19 protein-coding genes and 1 pseudogene are annotated in these 21,178 nt (G+C 46.1%); 18 read left to right on the top strand and 2 right to left on the bottom strand.

What is annotated here, in order from left to right:
• Positions 1–293 precede the first annotated feature (293 nt).
• Complete coding sequence (locus tag MOZ60_RS09435; protein WP_370596475.1) at positions 294–431, top strand: hypothetical protein; 138 nt, start codon at positions 294–296, stop codon at positions 429–431.
• Positions 432–498: 67 nt separating this feature from the next.
• Here MOZ60_RS09435 and tnpA read toward each other — a convergent pair.
• Positions 499–912, bottom strand: a pseudogene (gene tnpA, locus MOZ60_RS09430) (IS200/IS605 family transposase).
• 44 nt (positions 913–956) lie between these two features.
• Here tnpA and MOZ60_RS09425 point away from each other — a divergent pair.
• Positions 957–2,207: an RNA-guided endonuclease TnpB family protein gene (locus MOZ60_RS09425; protein ID WP_370596473.1), complete on the top strand. Its 1,251-nt coding sequence runs from the start codon at positions 957–959 to the stop codon at positions 2,205–2,207.
• 153 nt (positions 2,208–2,360) lie between these two features.
• Here MOZ60_RS09425 and MOZ60_RS09420 read toward each other — a convergent pair whose 3' ends face one another.
• Entirely contained in the window at positions 2,361–2,654 is a 294-nt protein-coding gene (locus tag MOZ60_RS09420) for an AAA family ATPase (protein ID WP_370596472.1), read from the bottom strand.
• A 486-nt stretch (positions 2,655–3,140) separates the two neighbouring features.
• Between MOZ60_RS09420 and MOZ60_RS09415 the strand changes: the two genes are divergently transcribed.
• The 16 genes from MOZ60_RS09415 to MOZ60_RS09340 all read left to right on the top strand — a co-directional run bounded on the left by MOZ60_RS09415 (position 3,141) and on the right by MOZ60_RS09340 (position 21,164).
• Complete coding sequence (locus MOZ60_RS09415; protein WP_277009549.1) at positions 3,141–3,689, top strand: TMEM175 family protein; 549 nt, start codon at positions 3,141–3,143, stop codon at positions 3,687–3,689.
• A 281-nt stretch (positions 3,690–3,970) separates the two neighbouring features.
• Positions 3,971–4,252 (top strand): TAXI family TRAP transporter solute-binding subunit, encoded by a 282-nt coding sequence (locus MOZ60_RS09410; RefSeq protein ID WP_371832652.1) that lies wholly within the window; start codon positions 3,971–3,973, stop codon positions 4,250–4,252.
• Between the two features lie 207 nt (positions 4,253–4,459).
• A complete protein-coding gene (locus MOZ60_RS09405) occupies positions 4,460–6,187 on the top strand; it encodes a [FeFe] hydrogenase, group A (protein WP_370596471.1) in 1,728 nt (575 codons plus the stop codon).
• A 46-nt stretch (positions 6,188–6,233) separates the two neighbouring features.
• Positions 6,234–6,575 (top strand): VOC family protein, encoded by a 342-nt coding sequence (locus MOZ60_RS09400; protein WP_277652470.1) that lies wholly within the window; start codon positions 6,234–6,236, stop codon positions 6,573–6,575.
• A gap of 231 nt (positions 6,576–6,806) precedes the next feature.
• Positions 6,807–7,574: an arginase family protein gene (locus tag MOZ60_RS09395; protein WP_370596470.1), complete on the top strand. Its 768-nt coding sequence runs from the start codon at positions 6,807–6,809 to the stop codon at positions 7,572–7,574.
• 77 nt (positions 7,575–7,651) lie between these two features.
• Positions 7,652–9,094 (top strand): adenylosuccinate lyase, encoded by a 1,443-nt coding sequence (gene purB, locus MOZ60_RS09390; protein WP_277009539.1) that lies wholly within the window; start codon positions 7,652–7,654, stop codon positions 9,092–9,094.
• Positions 9,095–9,180: 86 nt separating this feature from the next.
• Entirely contained in the window at positions 9,181–9,723 is a 543-nt protein-coding gene (locus MOZ60_RS09385) for a methylated-DNA--[protein]-cysteine S-methyltransferase (RefSeq protein WP_370596469.1), read from the top strand.
• A 26-nt stretch (positions 9,724–9,749) separates the two neighbouring features.
• Positions 9,750–10,328, top strand: a complete 579-nt coding sequence (locus tag MOZ60_RS09380) for a DNA-3-methyladenine glycosylase I (protein ID WP_370596468.1) — start codon at positions 9,750–9,752, stop codon at positions 10,326–10,328.
• Between the two features lie 82 nt (positions 10,329–10,410).
• Complete coding sequence (locus MOZ60_RS09375) at positions 10,411–10,578, top strand: hypothetical protein (RefSeq protein WP_370596467.1); 168 nt, start codon at positions 10,411–10,413, stop codon at positions 10,576–10,578.
• A gap of 150 nt (positions 10,579–10,728) precedes the next feature.
• Positions 10,729–12,564 (top strand): TerB N-terminal domain-containing protein, encoded by a 1,836-nt coding sequence (locus MOZ60_RS09370; RefSeq protein ID WP_370596466.1) that lies wholly within the window; start codon positions 10,729–10,731, stop codon positions 12,562–12,564.
• Between the two features lie 5 nt (positions 12,565–12,569).
• Positions 12,570–13,901, top strand: coding sequence for an ATP-binding protein (locus MOZ60_RS09365; RefSeq protein ID WP_370596465.1), 1,332 nt, complete (start codon positions 12,570–12,572; stop codon positions 13,899–13,901).
• A 37-nt stretch (positions 13,902–13,938) separates the two neighbouring features.
• Complete coding sequence (locus MOZ60_RS09360) at positions 13,939–16,197, top strand: DEAD/DEAH box helicase (protein ID WP_370596464.1); 2,259 nt, start codon at positions 13,939–13,941, stop codon at positions 16,195–16,197.
• Positions 16,198–16,242: 45 nt separating this feature from the next.
• On the top strand, positions 16,243–18,270 hold the full coding sequence (locus tag MOZ60_RS09355; protein ID WP_370596463.1) for a glycoside hydrolase family 31 protein: 2,028 nt from the start codon (positions 16,243–16,245) through the stop codon (positions 18,268–18,270).
• Between the two features lie 171 nt (positions 18,271–18,441).
• Entirely contained in the window at positions 18,442–19,605 is a 1,164-nt protein-coding gene (locus MOZ60_RS09350) for an AAA family ATPase (protein ID WP_370596462.1), read from the top strand.
• Positions 19,606–20,127, top strand: a complete 522-nt coding sequence (locus tag MOZ60_RS09345) for a hypothetical protein (RefSeq protein WP_370596461.1) — start codon at positions 19,606–19,608, stop codon at positions 20,125–20,127. It begins immediately after the preceding gene.
• Between the two features lie 53 nt (positions 20,128–20,180).
• Positions 20,181–21,164 carry a TOTE conflict system archaeo-eukaryotic primase domain-containing protein gene (locus MOZ60_RS09340; RefSeq protein ID WP_370596460.1) on the top strand — a complete coding sequence of 328 codons (984 nt, stop codon included), beginning with the start codon at positions 20,181–20,183 and terminating at the stop codon, positions 21,162–21,164.
• The last annotated feature ends 14 nt before the right edge of the window (positions 21,165–21,178 follow it).

The raw sequence follows: 21,178 nt of genomic DNA, 5'->3' as shown, positions 1-21,178 counted from the left end.
AATATGCTAGCTACTGCTTTCGCTCTGGGTTATTCACCCTCGGCTGGTAGTTCACTTCGCTTGGCGACAAATACCCGCGGCCTGCCTCTATTGCAGGCTAGATGTGTGCCATGCCCGACACACTATGGAAAAGGTAGCGGTTCAGTGCAACCACTACCTTTTTTTGAATCATACATTCAGTAAGATGTTTCAGGACTTACAATTTCGCAAAAGTTAAGCATCATCAGCGTATAAAATTTATCATGTCATTTATGGCATGATACCCATAAAAAGATAACAGATGGGGTGACACTATGCAGCGGGAAGATGAATGGAATGAGTTTAAAAAGACAACTGGAGAATTGAATGAGGCAATGGTGCTAGAGTCGGGCGGAATTGACAATTCCAGTCATTATGATTTGGCAACAACACTTACCAAACAATCTGTCTGATTCATAAAAATTATTAGTGGCGGAAACCCACTACCTTTAGGTGGTGGGAGGAGCCACCGATATATCACTATTCCTGGTTCTCTATATAATGCTGGATCGTAGAGTCAGAGACTTCTCCGATGCTGCAGGCAAAATAACCATCTGATCAGAAGACCTGCTTCTTATAATACGTTTTGCATAGCACACTGCTGTATTTCTGCCATACCTTATAAGTTGTCATCTGCTTGATACTTTTGACAATGCCGCAGACGCACTCTGTCGTGTCGTAGTCCAGCAGAATATGGACGTGATCTTTGGCGGTTTCAATAGCCGCAATGTTCCACGTCTTTTCTTTTGCCAGCAACACAATCCATTGCTTGATATCACTTGCGATTCTGTCCTGCAGAAGCTTCCTTCTATACTTGGTGACAAGCACAAGATGCACTTTCAGCATATACTTGCGGCGATTATGACAATAATATCTGCCGTCAATTGAGTTCAATAGTTTATTCCATTTATAATAATTGTATTGAGGCGGCGTCACACATGCAATTGGCTGAAACGATAAAACTTAGACTGTATCCAACTGCTGATCAGGAGCTTGCTTTCAGCGAGCTTAGTTATTGGTACATGAAAGCCTGCAACTTCGTGTCAGACTATGTTTTCAGCCATGACTTCTGCACAAACTCCGTCAGATTGAGCACTGCACTGTACAGTGATATCCGCTCTAAGTTTGGGCTGAAGTCACAAATGTCACAATCTGCTATCAGAACGGTAACAGCACGCTACCAGACGGTTGATACTCAAATGAAGAATCAGCCGCACAAGTTCAAGTGTGATGGAAAGTATTACACCTTCAGAAGAGATATCACCTGGCTGCAGAAACCAATTGCATTCCGGAGGCCGCAGGCTGATCTGGTACGGAGCCGTGATTTCAGCTTTGTAGAAGATAAAGAAACAGGAGAACTTCTTCTTTCTTTAAATACACTTGCAGGGCGTGTCAGACTGCCGTTTGCACATTCAGATTATTTTGAGCAGAAGTTTCTCAATGGCGGCTGGCAGTTTGGAACAGGTAAGCTTGTTTGCATGAAAGGCAGATGGTATTTCCATATCTCTGCCACCAGGGAAGTACAAGAAACACAAAGGGAGGATATAGAACATGTAGTAGGAATTGACAGAGGACTGCGCTTTTTGGCTGCAACTTATGATGACAAGCAGAATACTGCTTTCTTCAGCGGAAAGAAGATTATCGAAAAGCGCAACAAGTTTGATGCCGTGCGTGCAGAACTGCAATCGAAAGGCACAAAGTCAGCCAAAAGAGCACTGAAGCGTATTTCTGGACGAGAGAACCGTTGGATGAGTGACGTAAATCACTGCATCAGTAAGACACTCGTTCGGAAGTATGGACCAAATACGCTTTATGTGCTGGAAGACCTGACAGGTGTATCTTTTGAAGAAGAGAATCAGCATGGCAGAAAGCAGACGCACGACTTGCGCAACTGGTCGTTTTACGATCTGGAAACAAAGCTGTCCTATAAAGCAAAGGAAACGGGTGGACGTGTGCTGAAGGTTGATCCGCACTATACATCACAGAGATGCCCGCATTGTGGGGCTATCGTCAAAGAGAGCAGAGATCACGACAAGCATGTTTACACATGCAGAAAGTGCGGATTCTCTTCTAATGACGACAGAGTGGGCGCCATGAATATTTACCTGCTTGGCACGCTTTGGGTGACAGGCGAAGAAAAACCTCACTTTGCTCTGAAAGAGCCAAGTGAGGCAGCAGAAATAAGCTAAGGTTTCGGTATACCGGAACGCTATCAAACGGGTGCAGTCAGCCACCCGGTGATGCAGCGGCACAGAGGGTGTATCCCCTGCTATCTGAATCCAGGAGAGCCGGTTATCTGGCTACGCTAGTACTGGAGGAGCCAGCTGCAAGCCCACTTGCCTTTAGGCCGTGGGTAGTTGACCGATAAAGAGATAGTACTGTTGTGCACTGTTTTGTATTTTTGCCTCGACCATACTGCTGAGAGCAATCGGGCTGCGGAATTTTACATCTTTGCGTTTATCAAGTTCGATTGTAATGATGTTCTCGGCGCTTGTCCCCTGTGACAGCAGATAGTCACGAAACAGTTCGAATAAAAGAACGGACTTTCCGCACCGCCGGATTCCGGTAATAACTTTGATCTGACCATCCCACATATAGGAAACAAGCTGGTGAAGATAAAGATCACGTTGTATCATTGACACCTCCTGATATTGCGCACTTAGGCCGTAATCGTCTTAAGATTGTAATTAAAATATAACCCGTTGAGCCCTGCGGCTCAACATGAAATTACGCACTTGGGACGTAAGTGGCATAAGATAGTAATCAAATATAACACCATTGCGATCGAAGCAAATTGATTAACAATTTACAGAATTAGACATTTGAAATGAATGGGCTTGGCGTATTTGCCCTTTTCGTTCGGCTGAAATTGGCCGTTTTCTCCCGGCGCAAAATGGCCCATTCCGCCCGGCTCTAACAGCCCGGAAGAAGGATTGTGCACATTCGACAAAGAGTTTTCTCAAAAAGGCGTTTCCCTGTTTGGTGATTCCCATCTGATTCTGATCATCGCTGCTGCTTGGTAAAAAGCTGCTTGAGAATATTGCAGTAATCGCTATAGAGAAAGCACAAATGATCTTAATCTGGTTGCAAAATGCAAAAATCAGTAATAATCTCAGAACATTATGGAAAAGAATCGATTAGAAGCATTCAGTGATGGTGTTCTGGCGATCATCATCACCATCATGGTATTGGAACTGAAACAGCCTGTCAGTGACGGCTGGGGCGACTTTCTGGCCCTTTGGCCTGTCTTGCTTGCCTATATGCTCAGTTTCTTCTTTGTCGCCATTTACTGGGTAAACCACCAGATTCTCATCAATCAGGCAAAACGGGTCAATTATCCGATCCTGTGGTGCAATATTGCATGGCTGTTTGTGATGTCATTTATTCCGTTTACAACGGCGTGGATTGACAATCATCCCACTTCATTTGCGCCTGTGTGTCTGTATTTCACAGATATGCTTTTTGCCTGTCTTCTGTTTCATCTGATGGTGTATCTTATTGCATGTGAAAACGGAACCGCAAAGCAGTTTCGATTAAGTCCCCGAAACATTATCAGTATCATCACTTATTCGCTGGCAGCATTGTTTGGCGGATATTTCCCGATTGCGGCATATATTGTCGTCGCTCTTGTATCCTGCTGGTGGATTTTCCCGGAAAAAGGCAAAGCATAAAAATCTATTATTTCTAATATATTCATCGTGAAACGAAACGCAGCGCAGAGCAGATGGGTAGAAATGAACATGAAACGAAAGGTTGTACCAGTACTTGTTGCTTCCTCGCTCACGGGATGCATGACAAAGCAGACAATCCGCTTTGGAACGGCAGATTCTGACGGCCTGTATTATGTGCATTTGGGACGACGCTGAGTGAGGCACTGCATGAGGAAAAGCAGGGATATGAGCTTCAGGTAAAGGAAACAGCTGGCAGTGCAGCAAATATCCGTCTGCTGTCTTTGTCACAGGACGAAATGGACCGGATCTGCAATACTTTTGATGGCTATGTACAGACGACAGTGCCTGCGGGTACTTATGAAGGAATACCGGAAGTGCAGACGCTTGGTGTAAAGGCAGTGCTGCTTGTCTTTCAGGAGGTGTCTGATGCGGCAGTCTATCAAATGTGCAAAGCCTTATTCGCCAATATCGATTCTTTTGAGGAACAGCCTGGATTACGCAGCGATATCACTTTAAAATCAGCATCTGAAGGTATTATGATTCCATGTAACATAGTGACATAATTGATAATATTTCAGACATTGCGTGAAAGAGCAACAGAGTTTTCTTCGTGATCATAAAACGTATTGACAATTGTGGCCGATGATTCAATGATAATGATGTTTGAATAGTACTGACATCAGCAATTGAACTGCAGTACATTTTAGGCTAACAGACAAGAGAATCCAGTATATGCTTCGAAATGAATATCATTTAAAAGGAGATAGATCATGAGTAAACATCTTTCAGAAGCGATCCGTGTACCGATTGAGGGTGACAACCCTTCCATCCGCAGAATTGAGAATCTGTGTATCAAATGCGGTCAGTGCAGGGATATCTGCCGTGATTATGTAAGTGTACTTGGCTATTATGATCTTGCTAAAACCAATGATACAGCTGTGTGCATTCATTGCGGGCAGTGTGCCAATGTATGCCCGGTTGGCTCCATTACAGAAACACCGGAAATGGATGCGGTGCTTGCGGCTGCTGCGGATCCTGAAAAGATCGTGATTGTCAGTACATCTCCTTCTGTGCGTGTTTCCTTAGGTGAAGCTTTTGGCATGCCAAGAGGAAGCTTTGTCGAAGGCAAGATGGTTGCTCTGCTGCGGAAAATGGGTGCTGACTATGTGCTGGATACCAACTTTGCTGCAGATATGACGATTGTTGAAGAAGCCAGCGAACTGGTGGAACGTCTGACAAAACATACTGGACCTTTACCACAGTTTACATCCTGCTGTCCTGCCTGGGTGAAGTTTGCCGAGATTTATTATCCGGAATTGCTGCCGAATATTTCATCCGCCAAGAGCCCGATCGGTATGCAGGGTCCGACGGTTAAAACATATTTTGCAAAGAAGATGGGCCTTGATCCAAGCCGTATTGTCAATGTTGCTTTGACTCCATGTACAGCCAAGAAGTTTGAAATCCGCCGTGAGGAAATGAATGCGTCCGCAAAATATCTTGATATGCCGGATCTGCGCGACATGGACCACGTCATTACAACAAGAGAACTTGCTGACTGGGCTAAAGAGAACCATATTGATTTTGGTTCGCTGGAAGATGCAAAGTTTGACAAGCTGATGGGTGAGGCATCCGGGGCCGGAGTGATCTTTGGCAATACAGGTGGTGTGATGGAGGCTGCAGTCCGTACAGCATATGAATATGTAACGCACAAACCTGCACCAGATCAGCTGTATACGCTGGAACCAGTGCGCGGCATGCAGGAGATTCGCGAAGCATCGTTACAAGTTGGCGATCTTCATCTGAACCTGGCTGTCATCTATGGCACATCCAATGTCCGCAGGTTTCTGGCGATGGCAAAAGAAACCGGAAAACAGTATGACTTTGTGGAAGTAATGACCTGCCCGGGCGGCTGTATTGGCGGCGGCGGTCAGCCCAAGGCTTCCATAGATGAGCGTGAAAAGATGCTGGAAAACCGCATTGCAAGCCTTTATCAAAGAGATGCATCAATGAAGATCCGCAAGAGCCATGAAAATCCTGAACTGAAACAGCTCTATGCAGAATTCTATGGCAAGCCGCTGTCACCACTGGCAGAAAAGATGCTGCATACATCTTATATCGACAGGAGTTCACTGCTTGGTGAAGATGCTGGAAAGTATCAGACACTGCAGACGTTTGAAACAAATGGAAAAGAAGCGAAATCAGGGATTGCGGCCTATATTGGAGATGCAAGCAAAGAGACAGAAACAGCCAGCGATTATGAAGAAATCACAGAACCTGGCAGTAAGACACGGAAATGGAAATGCCGCATCTGCGGATACATCTATGAAGGAGAAAACCCGCCGGCAGAATGTCCGGTATGCCACAAGGACAGTTCATACTTTGACCTGATCAGAACATGGAAGTGCAGGGTGTGCGGTTATGTATGTGAAGATGTGAATCCACCGGCAGAATGCCCGGTATGTCATAAGGACAGCTCGTATTTTGACCCAATTGACTGATGATTCTTCTGTTGCACAAGGTGATTGAAATCTGCAGGAGGCATGCATGCTTGAAATCGGATCAATTGTATGGGGTGTCAAAGATATCAATCGGGCAGTGGCTTTCTGGTCTGCGGCTTTGGATTATCACCTGAAATATCCAGCCGAAGTTGATTGGGCAGTTCTGATACCTAAGTCTGGCAATGGCATTCAGCTGTCTTTGAAACTGATTACGTCGGATAAGGCACAGAGACATCATATGGATCTGTTTACCGATCATCAGAAGGAAGAAGTGGAACGTCTGCTTTCTCTTGGAGCGACGAGAAAGAAATGGAACTATGAGGACGGCGCAGACTATGTGGTGCTGAATGATCCGGATGGAAATCCGTTCTGCGTCGTACAGCGCTGAAAGGATGATTTGAAAGAAGGATAACGATGCGAATGATCGCAGTTGTCCGCTTTTGATCTAGTGAATGGCACAAAGGGCAGACATTCCCATGTTGGAAGGATGCTTCGTGCATAAGGTGGAGAGAACAGATGGAGAAAAACAGGCTGGTGGCTTTTTCCGGCCAGAACTGACCGCATTCTCAAATAGTGTTTGCACTGGCAGATCCTGCAGACTGCGGTATCCTCTAACCGTATGCAGAAAACAGAAAAAAGAGAAAACTATATTCTGGATTTTTCGCATGTGTATCCAGATGATATTGAAAAGAAGGTTCTTCGTCTTCACCGCATTGACTGCAGTGATATTCAGGGGACGGATCTCTATGTGACCCCGCAGGCTGCTGAAAAGATCCGTGAAAGAATCCGTCCTTATGGAATTCATGGCATTCATTTCCTGGACAATGGGAATTACCACTATGTAACGGGTATTATTACAGAACGGATCAAAACGCCGTATGTACTGTTTTTGTTTGATCATCATACAGATATGCAGCGGCCGATGATTCATGATCTTGTCAGCTGCGGCAGCTGGGCAGGGGAGATGCTGCGGCGAAGATCTATGTTAAAGCAGCTTGTGCTGATTGGACCGTCTTCTGCTCAGATTACACATCTGCCAGAGGAAATGAAAAAGAAAGTACTGTGCATCAGTATGCAGAAACTGGAGAGCGAGGATGCCGGACAGGCTTTTGGCTTGATCCGGAATGATCTTCCTGCGTATATCTCGATTGATAAAGATGTGCTGGACCACTCCTGTGCAAGAACCAACTGGGACCAGGGCAGCATGAATTTAGAGATGCTTGGCCGGATTGTAAAAGAAACATTCCATCATCATCGTGTCATTGGCGTTGATATCTGCGGTGAATGTTCTCTACAGGAGCCGGCAGGAGAACTTGCAGAGGATCTGAAAATCGATGAACATACAGATGAGATCCTCTATCATTTCCTGTCATCTTATCTACAGTAGTTCTCTTTATGCTATACTTGCCTCGGTTTTAGTAATACATCAGGCAGTATCACAGCGATTTCGTGCAGGAGGGATACATGACAAATACAGACCGCTATATCAGTCCGCTCTCAGAGCGCTATGCAAGCAAGGAAATGCAGTTCATCTTCTCTGAGGACCACAAATTCCGTACATGGAGAAGACTCTGGATTGCACTTGCCCAGACGGAGAAGGAACTTGGCATTGACCGCATCACGGATGACATGATTGCAGAGATGAAGGCACATCAGGATGACATCAACTATGATGTGGCAAGGGCAAGAGAGAAGGTTGTCCGCCATGATGTTATGAGTCATGTGTATGCCTATGGCGTACAGTGCCCTAAGGCAAAGGGCATCATTCATCTTGGTGCCACAAGCTGCTATGTCGGCGACAATACCGATATTATTCTGATGAAGGAAGCACTGACACTGGTACGCAGGAAGCTGATCAATGTGATTGCAGCTCTGGCAAAGTTTGCCCGTGAGCAGAAAGACCAGCCTACGCTTGCTTTTACGCATTATCAGCCGGCCCAGCCGACAACAGTTGGCAAGCGGGCGACACTTTGGATCAATGAATTCATGCTGGATCTGGAAGAAGTTGAGCATGAACTGAAGAATCTCAAGCTGCTTGGCTCCAAGGGAACAACCGGCACCCAGGCATCTTTCCTGGAACTGTTCCAGGGAGATCTTGAAAAGGTGGATGCTCTGGATCCGATGATTGCAAAGAAAATGGGCTTTGAGGCGTGCGTTCCGGTCAGTGGTCAGACCTATTCCCGCAAAGTAGACACGCAGGTTGCCAATGTGCTGGCTGGCATTGCGGCCTCGGCCATGAAGATGGCAACGGATATCCGTCTTCTGCAGCATATGAAGGAAGTGGAGGAGCCGTTTGAAAAGACACAGATTGGTTCTTCTGCCATGGCTTACAAGCGCAATCCGATGCGTTCTGAGCGGATCTGCTCTTTGTCCCGCTATGTCATGGTGGATGCTTTGAATCCTGCCATTACAAGTGGTGTGCAGTGGTTTGAGCGTACATTGGATGATTCTGCCAACAAGCGTCTGTCCATTCCGGAAGGCTTCCTTGCCATCGATGGTGTGCTGGATCTCTGCCTGAATGTGACTGATGGCATGAAGGTGTATCCGAAGATGATTGAGCGTCATCTGAAAGATGAGCTGCCATTTATGGCAACCGAGAATATCATGATGGATGAGGTGGAGAAGTATGGCGGCAATCGTCAGGAGCTCCATGAGCGCATTCGTGAGCTGTCCATGCAGGCAGGCCGCCGTGTCAAGGAAGACGGTCTGGACAACAATCTGCTGGAACTGATTGCCAATGATCCGATGTTCCATGTGACGCTGGAAGAACTGCAGTCAAAGCTGGATCCGAAGCTGTATGTCGGCTGTGCACCGCACCAGGTGGAGAAGTATCTGGATACAGTGATTCAGCCGATGCTGGATGCGAACAGGGATCTGCTTGGCGAAGTGGCCGAGATCAATGTCTGAGTAAATTATGAGAAAAGAAAAGTCGGACGGCATCTGGATATGCTGTCCGCTTTTCTCCTGGGTGCCTGAAGGCAGAAGGAGATACTGTGTATTATTCAACGGATTATGTATCACCACTTGGTATTGTTACGCTTGCCAGTGATGGCAGGAATCTGGCTGGTGCCTGGTTTGAAGGACAGAAATACTTTGGCGGCGCCATTGGTTCACAATGGGAAGAAAAGGATGATCTGCCTGTGTTCAAAATGGCAGTGGACTGGCTGGATCGTTACTTCCAGGGACAGCGGCCGGATATTTTTGAATTTCCTCTGGCTCCCATCGGAACCCCGTTTCGCCATACAGTCTGGAAGCTTCTAAGCAGGATTCCCTATGGCCAGGTTGTCACATATGGTGAACTGGGAAAAAAAGTGGCAGAAGAGATGGGCATAAGCAGTATGAGCAGCCAGGCCATCGGTGGTGCTGTCGGGCATAATCCTCTTTCGATTATCATTCCCTGCCACCGTGTTGTCTGCAAAGATGGCAGCCTGGGGGGCTATGCCGGCGGCACAGAACGCAAGATCGCACTGCTGCAGCTGGAAGGAGTGGATCTTCCGGCTTTTCATGCATCAGACAGGCAGACATTGCAGCAATGAAAAGAAAATACCGGAAAGGATGAATCATGGAATGGGCAGATGGCAAACAGAGATGTCACTGGGCAAATCCGCATAATGAGCTGTACATCCGCTATCATGATGAAGAGTGGGGTGTTCCGGTTCATGACGATCACAGACTGCTGGAGATGCTGATACTGGAGTGCTTTCAGGCAGGTCTTTCCTGGGAGTGCATATTGAACAGGCGGGAAGCCTTCCGGAAGGCTTTTGATGATTTTGATCTGGATAAGATCTGTGATTACGGGCCGGAAAAGACTGCTTTGCTGCAGCAGGATGCCGGCATCATCCGCAATCGCCGCAAGATCAGTGCTGCTGTTGTCAATGCCAGGATCTTCCGTCAGATCCAGCAGGAATATGGCAGCTTTGACTGCTATCTCTGGAAGTGGACAGACTACAGGGTAATCTATGAAACCGGACGTACAGATTCTTCCCTGTCAGATGCCATCGCAAAGGACCTAAAAAAACGAGGCATGAAGTTTGTTGGCACAACCATCATTTATGCCTATCTGCAGGCAGTTGGCGTGATTTTCTCTCATGAAGAAGGATGCTATCTTCATCATTCTTCAGATATTTCCAGGACAGAGTGATGATTTCCGGGATACAAGAAATGAAAGGCAGAACAAAGCAGGAAAAAAGCAGATCAAAGAACAAAGGGTGCGTCACAGGCTGATGATGAAGAGGCTGGAGAGAGGTTTTTCCAGACACTATACGATGGAGATTGTAGAATTTCTGTCAACAGCAAAGACAAGAGAATGCCTCGTGAAGTATCTTGTCCATCATGATGTCTGGACAGGCGATGATCTGGATGAGGCGCTGTGTGATATTTTTTGGGCTTGACAGATTGTAAAAAGAGGACAGGAAACGGGGAACCCATGCAGAAAGGGTGAGATAACGGCCAGTGATCTGGTACACTTCCGTGTGCATTTTTGTCCGGCAGTGCCATTTGAGCTGCCGGATTTTCTATCATCGTGAAGTGAGGTTTAAGACATGGAAATAAAGGATCTGACAGCATATGCCAAGAAGAAATATCATTGTCTCTATTATTCCGTTGGAAAATCCACGTTTCTTCTGGTGGATCCCCGGGAACGCAAGTGTGTCAGTCTTTTGCTGCGTGAAACAGACCGGGAAACCGGTGAAGTCCTGGAGTATGGGGATATCCGCTGTCCAGTGTCATTCCTGACTGGTCAGCATGTTTCCTATGCGGGACCTCCCTATCGTATGAAACAGGATAGCTGGATAGGCATCCGCTTTGACGCAGATACGGATGCCGGATATGTTTTCTCACTATTTGACCAGGCAATGAAATCTCTGAAAACACGCGGCTATACGATTGTGCTGGACGAACATCCCGTTCAAAAGGAATTTCAGGCATCTGCCATTCCTTTTGCCAATGGCGTTTCTTATGAAAAAGTGCCGGCAAGAATTCTTGCCATGATGCAGAGCTATCAGTATGGAGATGGCTCTTTTTCCTGGAAATGCCGCAGTTTCCTCAGGCAGGGGAAAATGATGGCAGACTATGAGGATGATGTGCCATGGGATGGTGAAATCAAAATATATAATCCAACTTATCATGATCTGACACCAGCGCAGCTGCGGGGGTATTTCACCTGGCGCACACAGGTACGCAAAGGTGAATACCGGAAAACAAATGCCGTCTTTGCATATCTGTATGTGTATGAGCTGCTCAATCAGATCGGCACTTCTTCACCTGAAGACAGTATTGTCTGTCTGCAGGCATTCCAGGAAAACATTGTCAATGTCTATGGCGATGCCAGGATGAAACAGCTTGTCAGTCAGTGGCTGCTGGGTTTTGCGGCTGTGAAGCGGATGCCGCTTTCAACGGTACAGAGCTGTTTGGATCCTGCCCGGATCCAGCAGGGACAGGCATTTACGATTCTGCAGAATCCGGATGATTACAATGAGGAACAGATTGCTGCTGCACTGCTGTATGATGCGCACTATCGCGGGTTTGATGCGGCTGTGTATCAGAGCAGACGGCAAGAAGCACATGCCCTTCTTGCCAGGATGTGGAAGATTGCCTTAAAGATGTATCGTGGTAAAGATGGCAAAAATCTGATGGAAACTGTTTTTGGTCAGAAACAGCGGGTCAGCTGGTTTCCGATGACTGGTGCCATCTATGATCGCCGCAATGACAGCAAGGAAGATGTCGTTTATCCGCTTGACGCGTATGAAAGCCTGATCTGTCAAAACGGCAATTGGGTCAGGGAAAAATATATGCCGGCATCATTTAACCGGAAGCTGCTTGCCAGTTTTGTGCGTGCCTGTGACCGGGAAATTCGATCCTATCTGCATCTTTCGGCTTCTTTGAAGGAAAGAAAGGAATGTGACTGGGCAGAGCTATATATCGAGGCGGTGATTGCCCAGGACCAGCAGGAGAAAATCAAGGTACAGCGGGCTGCGGTTACGATCAACTTTGATTCTCTGGATGAGATCCGCAAAGATGCTTTGATTACGCAGGAAAGCCTGATGACAGATGAGGAAAGAATGGATGATACAGCTTCAGTGATCCAGGAGACACAGGAAAAGAAAGAAATAGAATTAGAACAATCTGATACAGAACCAGAATTGGAAAATCCACTGTTGAATGCACAGCAGGTAAAGATACTGTCTTTGCTGGTGGCTGAAAAATCAGTGGAAAATCTGATTGCGTCCATGCATGGCATGCCGGAAGTGATTGCGGATGAGATCAATGAAGCACTGTTTGAGCAGATTGGGGATGCTGTGGTTACCTGCATTGACGGTAAGCTGTCTTTGCAGGAAGATTACAGGGATGATATTGTTTCGATTCTGAAAGGGGAGTGAGATGGATGAGTGAGATCAGAAGAAAGGTGCCAAGAAGAATTGCCCAGACGGTGCTGAATTCCCTGAAGGGCGGCGTTGTGCCACGTATCGGGCTTCCCTATATTGCGGTTGGCAGAAAGAATGAGATTGCGGCATTGCTGCATGATGTGGATCTGATTTCTGAGGGTGGAGCTTCTTTCCGCTTTATTGTCGGTAAATATGGTGCCGGCAAGAGTTTTCTGATGCAGACAATCCGCAACTACGTCATGGACAAAGGCTTCATTGTCGTGGATGCAGATCTCTCTCCGGAGCGCAGATTGATGGGTACCAAAGGACAGGGACTGGCAACATACCGCGAGCTGATTGGCAATCTTTCCACTAAGACAAAACCGGAAGGCGGTGCATTGACACTGGTGCTGGACCGCTGGATTTCCCAGGTGCAGGCTTCAGCTATGGCAAAGAGCGGCCTGTCTGCAGGTGATCCTGCTTTAGGCAAGCTTGTCGATCAGGAAATCTATGCCGTGACATCTTCCGTCAGTGAGCTTGTCCATGGCTTTGAATTCGCCCATCTGTTAAGCATGTACTACCATGCCTATCTTGACGGGGACGATGAAGCCAAGGCAAAGGTTGTCAAGTGGTTCCGTGGAGAATATGCCACAAAGACTGAGGCAAAGAATGGGCTTGGCGTCAATATCATCATTTCAGATGATAACTGGTATGACTATCTCAAGCTGTTTGCCATGTTTTTCCGTCTGGCAGGCTATACCGGCATGATGATCATGATTGATGAACTTGTGAATATTGCCAAGATTCCCAATGCCATTACCCGGCAGTACAACTATGAGAAAATGTTGATGATGTACAACGATGCCTTACAGGGAAAGGCAAAGTATCTTGGCATCCTGATGGGGGCGACGCCGCAGGCGCTGGAGGACAGACACCGCGGTATTTACAGCTATGAAGCACTGCGCTCCCGTCTGGCTGAGGGTAAGTTCTCCCGTCCTGGTGCACGGGATCTTCTGGCACCGGTGATTCGTCTGGATCCTTTGACTGCAGATGAAATGCTTGTGCTGTGTGAGAAACTGGCCGATATGCATGCGGATCTCTATGGTTATACGAGAAAGCTTGTTGATCAGGATCTGGCATCCTTTATCCAGATGGAATATGCCCGTATTGGTGCAGATCAGAATATCACACCGCGTGAGGTGATCCGTGACTTCATTGAACTGCTGGATCTTTTGTATCAGAATCCGGATATGAATCTGCAGGAACTGATGCAGTCAGATCAGTTTACGTATAACAAATCGGATGCCGTCAGTGATCAGACAGATGAGAAGTACGCCGAATTTACAATATAGCAATCAATGATGGATGCAGCAGAAAGGAGGTAGCGCCATGTCAGATGTATTCAGCCGCTATGCACCGTTTATCCAGGATTATATTTACCGTTATGGCTGGCAGAATCTCAGAGCAGTGCAGAATGCGGCCGGTGATGCCATCTTCAATACGGACAAGAATGTACTGCTTTGTGCATCCACGGCATCCGGCAAGACCGAAGCTGCCTTCTTTCCCATGCTTACACTGCTGCAGGAAAATCCTTCCCGCTCTGTTGGCATCCTCTATATTGCACCGTTAAAAGCACTGATCAATGATCAGTATCTGCGTTTAAAAGATCTCTGCCAGGGCACGGACATTCCCATCACCAAGTGGCATGGGGATGCCTCTCAGTCTGAAAAGCGGAAACTGCTGAAGAAGCCGCGCGGTGTTCTGCAGATTACACCGGAATCTCTGGAAGCTTTGCTGATGAGAAAGCACATGGAGATTCCCAGCCTGTTCTTTGATCTGCGTTTTATTGTCATTGATGAGATTCATTCTCTGCTGCGCGGTGACCGTGGCATGCAGACGTTCTGTCTGATTGAGCGTCTGTGCAAAACCGCCGGCTGTTCCCCTAGAAGAATCGGTCTTTCTGCTACGATCGGCCAGCCTGAGGAGGCTGCCCGCTTTCTGTCTGCCGGCAGCGGCAGGGATACCATCATTCCGCATTTTGACGGCGGTAAAGAAGTGTGGCGGCTGTCCATGGAGCACTTCTTCAACAGTGATCCCCAGGCCGATGCAGGCGAAGAGATCACCATGCCTGCCCCAGTCAATGAGGAGCCAACCGACAAAGCACCGGAGGCTGCTGATCCTGGCTGTGCCTACATCTTTGAACATACCAAAGGCAGGAAGTGTCTGATCTTCACCAATTCCAGGGAAGAGTGTGAACTGGTCTGTCAGACCCTGCGGCAGTATTGTGAGGTCAATCATGAACCAGACCGCTTTCTGATCCATCATGGCAATCTGTCATCTTCCTATCGGGAAAGTGCCGAAGAAGAGATGAAGGATGATGAATCGCTGAAGAGTGTATGTGCTACGGCAACCCTGGAACTGGGCATTGATATTGGCAAACTGGAAAGAGCCTTTCAGATTGATGCACCGTTTACAGTATCCGGTTTTCTGCAGAGAATGGGCAGAACCGGCAGAAGGGGACAGCCTGCTGAGATGTGGTTTGTCATGCGTGAAGATCATCCTGAGGCAAGATCACTTCTGCCAGAGCAGATTCCATGGTATCTGCTGCAGGGCATTGCCCTTGTGCAGCTGTATCTGGAAGAACGCTTTGTGGAACCGCCCAGAACCGAGAGGCTTCCCTTTTCGCTGCTGTATCATCAGACCATGAGCACCCTGGCATCCCTTGGTGAAATGACACCTGGTGAGCTGGCCTCCCGCGTGCTTCCCTTGACAGCTTTTCATCGTATCTCAACAGATGATTACCGTGTCCTGCTGCGCCATCTGATCAAGACAGACCAGATATCCAAAACAGAGAACGGCGGCCTGATTGTCGGCATTCATGGTGAGAAAAACGTCAATAACTACAAGTTCTTTGCGGTCTTCCAGGAGAATGTGGAATATACCGTGCATGCCGGTTCCCAGGAGCTTGGTACAATTGTCAAACCGCCGCCAGTGGGTGACAAGATTGCCATTGCCGGACGTGTCTGGGCAGTGGATGAGGTGGATCACAAGCGCCGTGAAGTGTACTGCACGCTTGTCAAAGGTACGGTGCCTGCCTACTTTGGTGATGTGCCGGGTGATATTCATACCCGCATTCTGGAAAGAATGTATGGCGTTTTGAATGAAGACAAGCTGTATCCGTATCTGATGCCGCATGCCTGTGCCAGACTGATGCAGGCCAGAGAAACATTCCAGAAAGCTGATATGAAAGATCATCCGCTGATATCTCTTGGCGGCAATATGTGGGTATTGTTCCCGTGGCTTGGGACATATGCCTTTCTGGCATTGGAACGTTTCCTGAAGATCCGCTGCGGCAAGCGGCTTGGCTTGAAAGGCATGAGTCCGGCCAGACCGTATTATCTGGAATTTACGATGCAGGTGGATGCGGAAGAATTCTTTCAAATTACATCTGAGGAAGCCCAGAAAGCATTTGATCCGATGGAACTTCTGTATCCCAAGGAAGTGCCTGTCTTTGAAAAGTATGATGCCTATGTGCCGGATGAGCTTGTGCGCAAAGGGTTTGCATATGGCGTGCTGGATATTGCCGGTATGAAACAGCGGGTGCTGTCGTGGATTCCGCATGAGGAAAGTACAAAAAGCGGTAAGTGAGAGACAGTAACGGCCGCGGTACAATGGCATCAGGAGGAATATGTCATGCAGTTTCTCAAGAAAAACAATACATTGATTGCAAAGCACAATGGTGAAACACTGCGTATTGAAGCCTGGGGAGAGAATTCCCTGCGGGTCCGGGCAGTGATGGATCCTGAAATGTATGATGAAAACTGGGCGCTGAGTGAGCCGATTAAAATCTCTCGTGCAGATGTCGAAATTGCCGAAGAAAAGCACTGGGTGGGGAATGGCTCATGGGATACTGTGCCCATTGCGTCCATTACCAACGGCCATCTCAAGGCAGTGGTCAACTTTGCCGGTGTTATTACATTCTATCGTGATGACAAGATGATTCTGCGGGAGTATTTCCGTAATTATGATGGCACGCTGAGTAAAGAAAGCCGCTGCCTGAAGTTCATCAGCAGAGAGTGGAAGGGCGTCATTGGCGGCAGTGAATATCAGCTGAGCGTGCGTTTTGAAAGCAATGATGGTGAGAAGATCTTTGGCATGGGCCAGTACCAGCAGAAGTATATGGACCTCAAGGGCTGCACGCTGGAACTTGCTCAGCGCAATTCACAGGTAAGTGTGCCATTCCTTGTCTCAAGTCTTGGCTATGGCATGCTGTGGAACAATCCTGCCGTCGGTGATGTCACTTTCGGTAAGAATGAGACAGTATGGACAGCACGTTCAACAAAACAGATGGACTACTGGATCACGGCGGGTGATACACCGAAGCAGATTCTGCAGCAGTATACGGCTGTTACCGGCAGAGCACCGCAGTTCCCGGAAGATGAAATGGGCCTGTGGCAGTGCAAGCTGCGTTACCGTACCCAGCAGGAAGTCCTGGATGTGGCAAGACGCTATGTCAGGGAACACATTAAGATTGACCTGATTGTCATCGACTTTTTCCATTGGACCGTGCAGGGTGACTGGCAGTTTGATCCTAAATACTGGCCGGATCCGAAAGCTATGGTAGATGAACTGCATTCCTATGGCATCAAAGTTGTCGTGTCGGTATGGCCGTCGGTTGACCGTCGCAGCATCCACTTCCAGGATATGCTGGAAAAGGGTCTTTTGATCCGTACAGAAAGAGGCGCCCTGCAGACATATGACTATCAGGGTGACTGTGTGGAGATTGACGCCTTCAATCCCAGAACACGAGAATATGTCTGGAATGTATGCAAACAGAATTACTATGATCTTGGCATTGATGCCTTCTGGCTGGACAATTCTGAACCGGACTATGGTGTGTATGACTTTGATCATTACCGCTATTGCAAAGGACCGGCGCTTTCCTGCAGCAACCTCTATCCGCAGATGTACAGCCGTACATTCGATGACAACATGAAGAAACTAAGCAGAAAGCCATTCGCCAATCTGCTGCGTTCAGGATGGGCAGGCAGCCAGAAGTACAGCAATGTCCTGTGGTCCGGGGATGTGCCAAGCACCTTTGAATCCCTGTATGATCAGGTACAGGCAGGGCTGAACATGGGGATGGCTGGCATTCCATGGTGGAACACAGATATCGGCGGCTTCATGAGCGATGATGTCAATGATCCCAATTTCCGCCAGCTGCTTGTGCGCTGGTATGAATTTGCGGTATATACACCGATATTTCGCCTGCATGGAGATCGTGGACCTTACAACATTCCAAAGCTGGATGACCGTGATTTTGGCGGCGGATATCTGCATACCGGCCAGCCAAATGAGATGTGGAGCTATGGCGAAGACGTTTTCAGGATCATGAAGAAGTATTACGATATCCGCATTGGTATGCATCAATATCTTTCTTCCTTGTTCAAAGAGGCATCAGAAAATGGTTCGCCTCTGATGCGGGCCATGTTCTATGAATTCCCAGATGATCCGCAATGCTGGAATCTGCAGGATCAGTATATGTTTGGAGATAAACTCCTTGCGGCACCGATTCTGCATCTGAATCAGTACAGCAGGTCTGTCTATCTGCCACAGAATGCGAAGTGGAAAGAGCAGAGAACAGGAACGATCTTCGATGGCGGACAGTATGTCGTTGTGGATGCACCAATTGACTATCTGCCAGTATTCGAGAAGCTGTAAATCAAGGATTTAATACTTTTATTGCGCAGTATGCAGAGTGCATACTGCTTTTTCGTAGAATTACATTAAAAACGTAATATACGTTTTTAATGATTGATTTTTGCAATATTTGCATGTAATAATACATGTATCCACAAGAAACTGTGTTTTAAATATAGAGGACGTGCATATATGAAACTGATTTCTATTCAAGCATCGGGGCTTCCACTGTTTAAAGAAGATCTTCATCTTCGCTTCTATGCATCACAAAGAGTACAGAAAGATGCCTTATCCAATCTTTACCAGATTCTTCCAAATGTATACTTGAATAACGCAATTGGAATCATTGGCATTAACGCATCTGGAAAAACGACGGTATTGCGTGTGATAGATTTTGTGCTGCATATACTAAATAACGATTCTCTGAATCATGTGGAATCAAGAACTATTCTTGACGGAACAAAGAAATCTGATTTCAAAATCGTGTTTATCAATAATCAAGAACAGATTTGTCTGTTAAATACTGTTATTTCTCCGGATGATTCTTTTTTGAAATCCCAGAGACAATATTGTATTGTGGACGAACAGCTATACGTTAAGCCGGCCAAAAATGTCAAAAGAAAAAAGGATATTGCAGATTTTTCAGGATGCAGAAATGTGATCAACAGGAAAGATAATGAAGAATTTCTGTCAGATGATGTCAGTATTGTGATATCAATGAACAGGAAATATCATGATCATATTTTCATGACAAGCCTATTACAAATGACAGATGTCAATGAATTAGGGGCTATTGATAATGTATCAGATGAGATTATTCATTATCTGGATCCAAGCATAGAATCTATCAGGATTGAACATGTTGAAGGTGGGGATCGGGTACATCTTCATTTCAAAGAAAAAGAAGAGATTCTTTTGAATGATATTGAAGACCTGAATAGATATTTATCATCTGGTACGATCAAGGGAATCAGAACATTTAATAATGTAATTTCTGTACTTCAATATGGCGGCTATGTTTTGGTTGATGAGATTGAAGATCACTTTAACCATGAGATTGTTGCAACATTGGTTCGCTTTTTTATGGACCCGGAGATAAATCCACATGGTGCAAGTCTGATCTTTTCGACACATTATCCGGAACTTCTGGATGAATTTGATAGAAATGACAGTATATACATCATACGTAATCAAAACGGAATAACCGCTGAAAATCTTTCTGACATTCTCCATCGAAACGACATAAAGAAGAGTGAAGCATATCAGAGCGGCTATATGGAAGGGACGGTACCAATGTATGAATCTTATCTGGAACTGAAGAAGAAAATTCAGGCTGCTGTTAAAAAGGAGGCTTGAATGAAATTCCACCGATATATCGCCTGTCTTTGTGAAGGAAGTACAGAAGAAACGATCATGAATCTTTTACTTGATGCGGATTTACTCAAATTTCAACGTAATGATCTTCTCGAAGAAAAACCGTTGAGAATAAGAGAGGCAGATTCATTTGAAAGACGATATCTGAGGCGGGGATTTCAGCAGAAAATCACAGTCCTTCGTATTCTTGATTCCAGAAATGAAAGGTTCAGGCTAAGCAAAGCATATCAATCAAAAGTGGAGGTGATCAATGTTGTCACTGCACCTGAAATTGAGATGCTGATAATTTTCAGCGAGGATCAGTATACAGAGTATAAGAAATCTGGCTTGAAACCGAGCGTATTTTGCAAACAGAATTTGAAAATGCATAAAAATGTGAAGACACGAGAATTTGTAGAAGATTATTTTTCAGATACTCACAAGCTCGTGGATGCAATTAAGGAATATGCCCGTGTTTCAAACGTTCAAAACGGTGAAATTACTTTGGCAGATTTGCTGAAATAAAATGTCAGATTGATATTGCTATTCGTTATCTGATCAGCACGAGAGAGGATAATATGGATATAGAGAAAAGAATAGAAGAGCTTTTGCAGGAAATTGCCTTTCTGAAGTCGGAAAATGCCGCATTGAAGAAGGAATTGCTAGATCACAATATTATCCCGGAAGAAAAGCAAGCTAGGGTTATTGACCCTAATCAAGGTATGCGAATTTTGCCCATTCGCGTCAATGCAGATATTGCAAATCATTACTTTTCCTATTTCTGGGGCAGAATGGATGTGTATAGTCTTCGTGTTGTCAGCAAGACTGCTAAAGTGGGATATTATCCACAATGTAATAATTTCTGGAGAGATGGATGTCTAAAGAAGGAAAATCGTGAGAATGATAAGCGATCAGGATATGTCTGTCTGAATTGTTATATGTGTTCTTGGAAACCAGTAAATTCAGATGTAATAATGAAGCATTTACTAGGAAAAATGACAGTTGGAATTTATCCCATGTATGCAAATGATACTTGCCGTTTCCTTGTTTTTGACTTTGATAATCATTCCAATGGCTCTGCTCAAACTGACTTTGCTAATCATGATGATGAGTGGAAACAGGAAGTTGATGCAATGCGGCGCATTTGCACAATTAATAACATCGACCCTTTAGTAGAACGATCAAGATCTGGAAAAGGTGCTCATATCTGGGTGTTCTTTGAAAAGCCTGTCCCAGCTTCATTGGCAAGAAATTTTGGCGATTCGTTATTAAAGAAAGGAGCAGAATCTGTTAATCTGAAGTCTTTTTCTTATTATGACCGTATGATGCCAACACAAAATCACCTGCATCATGGAGGATTGGGAAATCTGATTGCCCTGCCTTTACAGCCGGAAGCTCTGAAAAGAGGAAATAGTGCATTCGTGGATGAAAACTGGAATGCATATCCTGTGTTAGAGCCGGGCGGAATGGGCCATTTTGCGCCGGGAGAAAACGGCCAATTTCAGCCGAAAGAAAAGGGCCAATACGCCAAGCCCATTCATTTCAAATGTCTAATTCTGTAAATTGTTAATCAATT

It is taken from the genome of Grylomicrobium aquisgranense (assembly GCF_033971865.1).
In the GTDB taxonomy this organism is placed as follows: domain Bacteria; phylum Bacillota_I; class Bacilli_A; order Erysipelotrichales; family Erysipelotrichaceae; genus Bulleidia; species Bulleidia massiliensis.
This window is presented reverse-complemented; position numbering and strand designations above follow the sequence as displayed.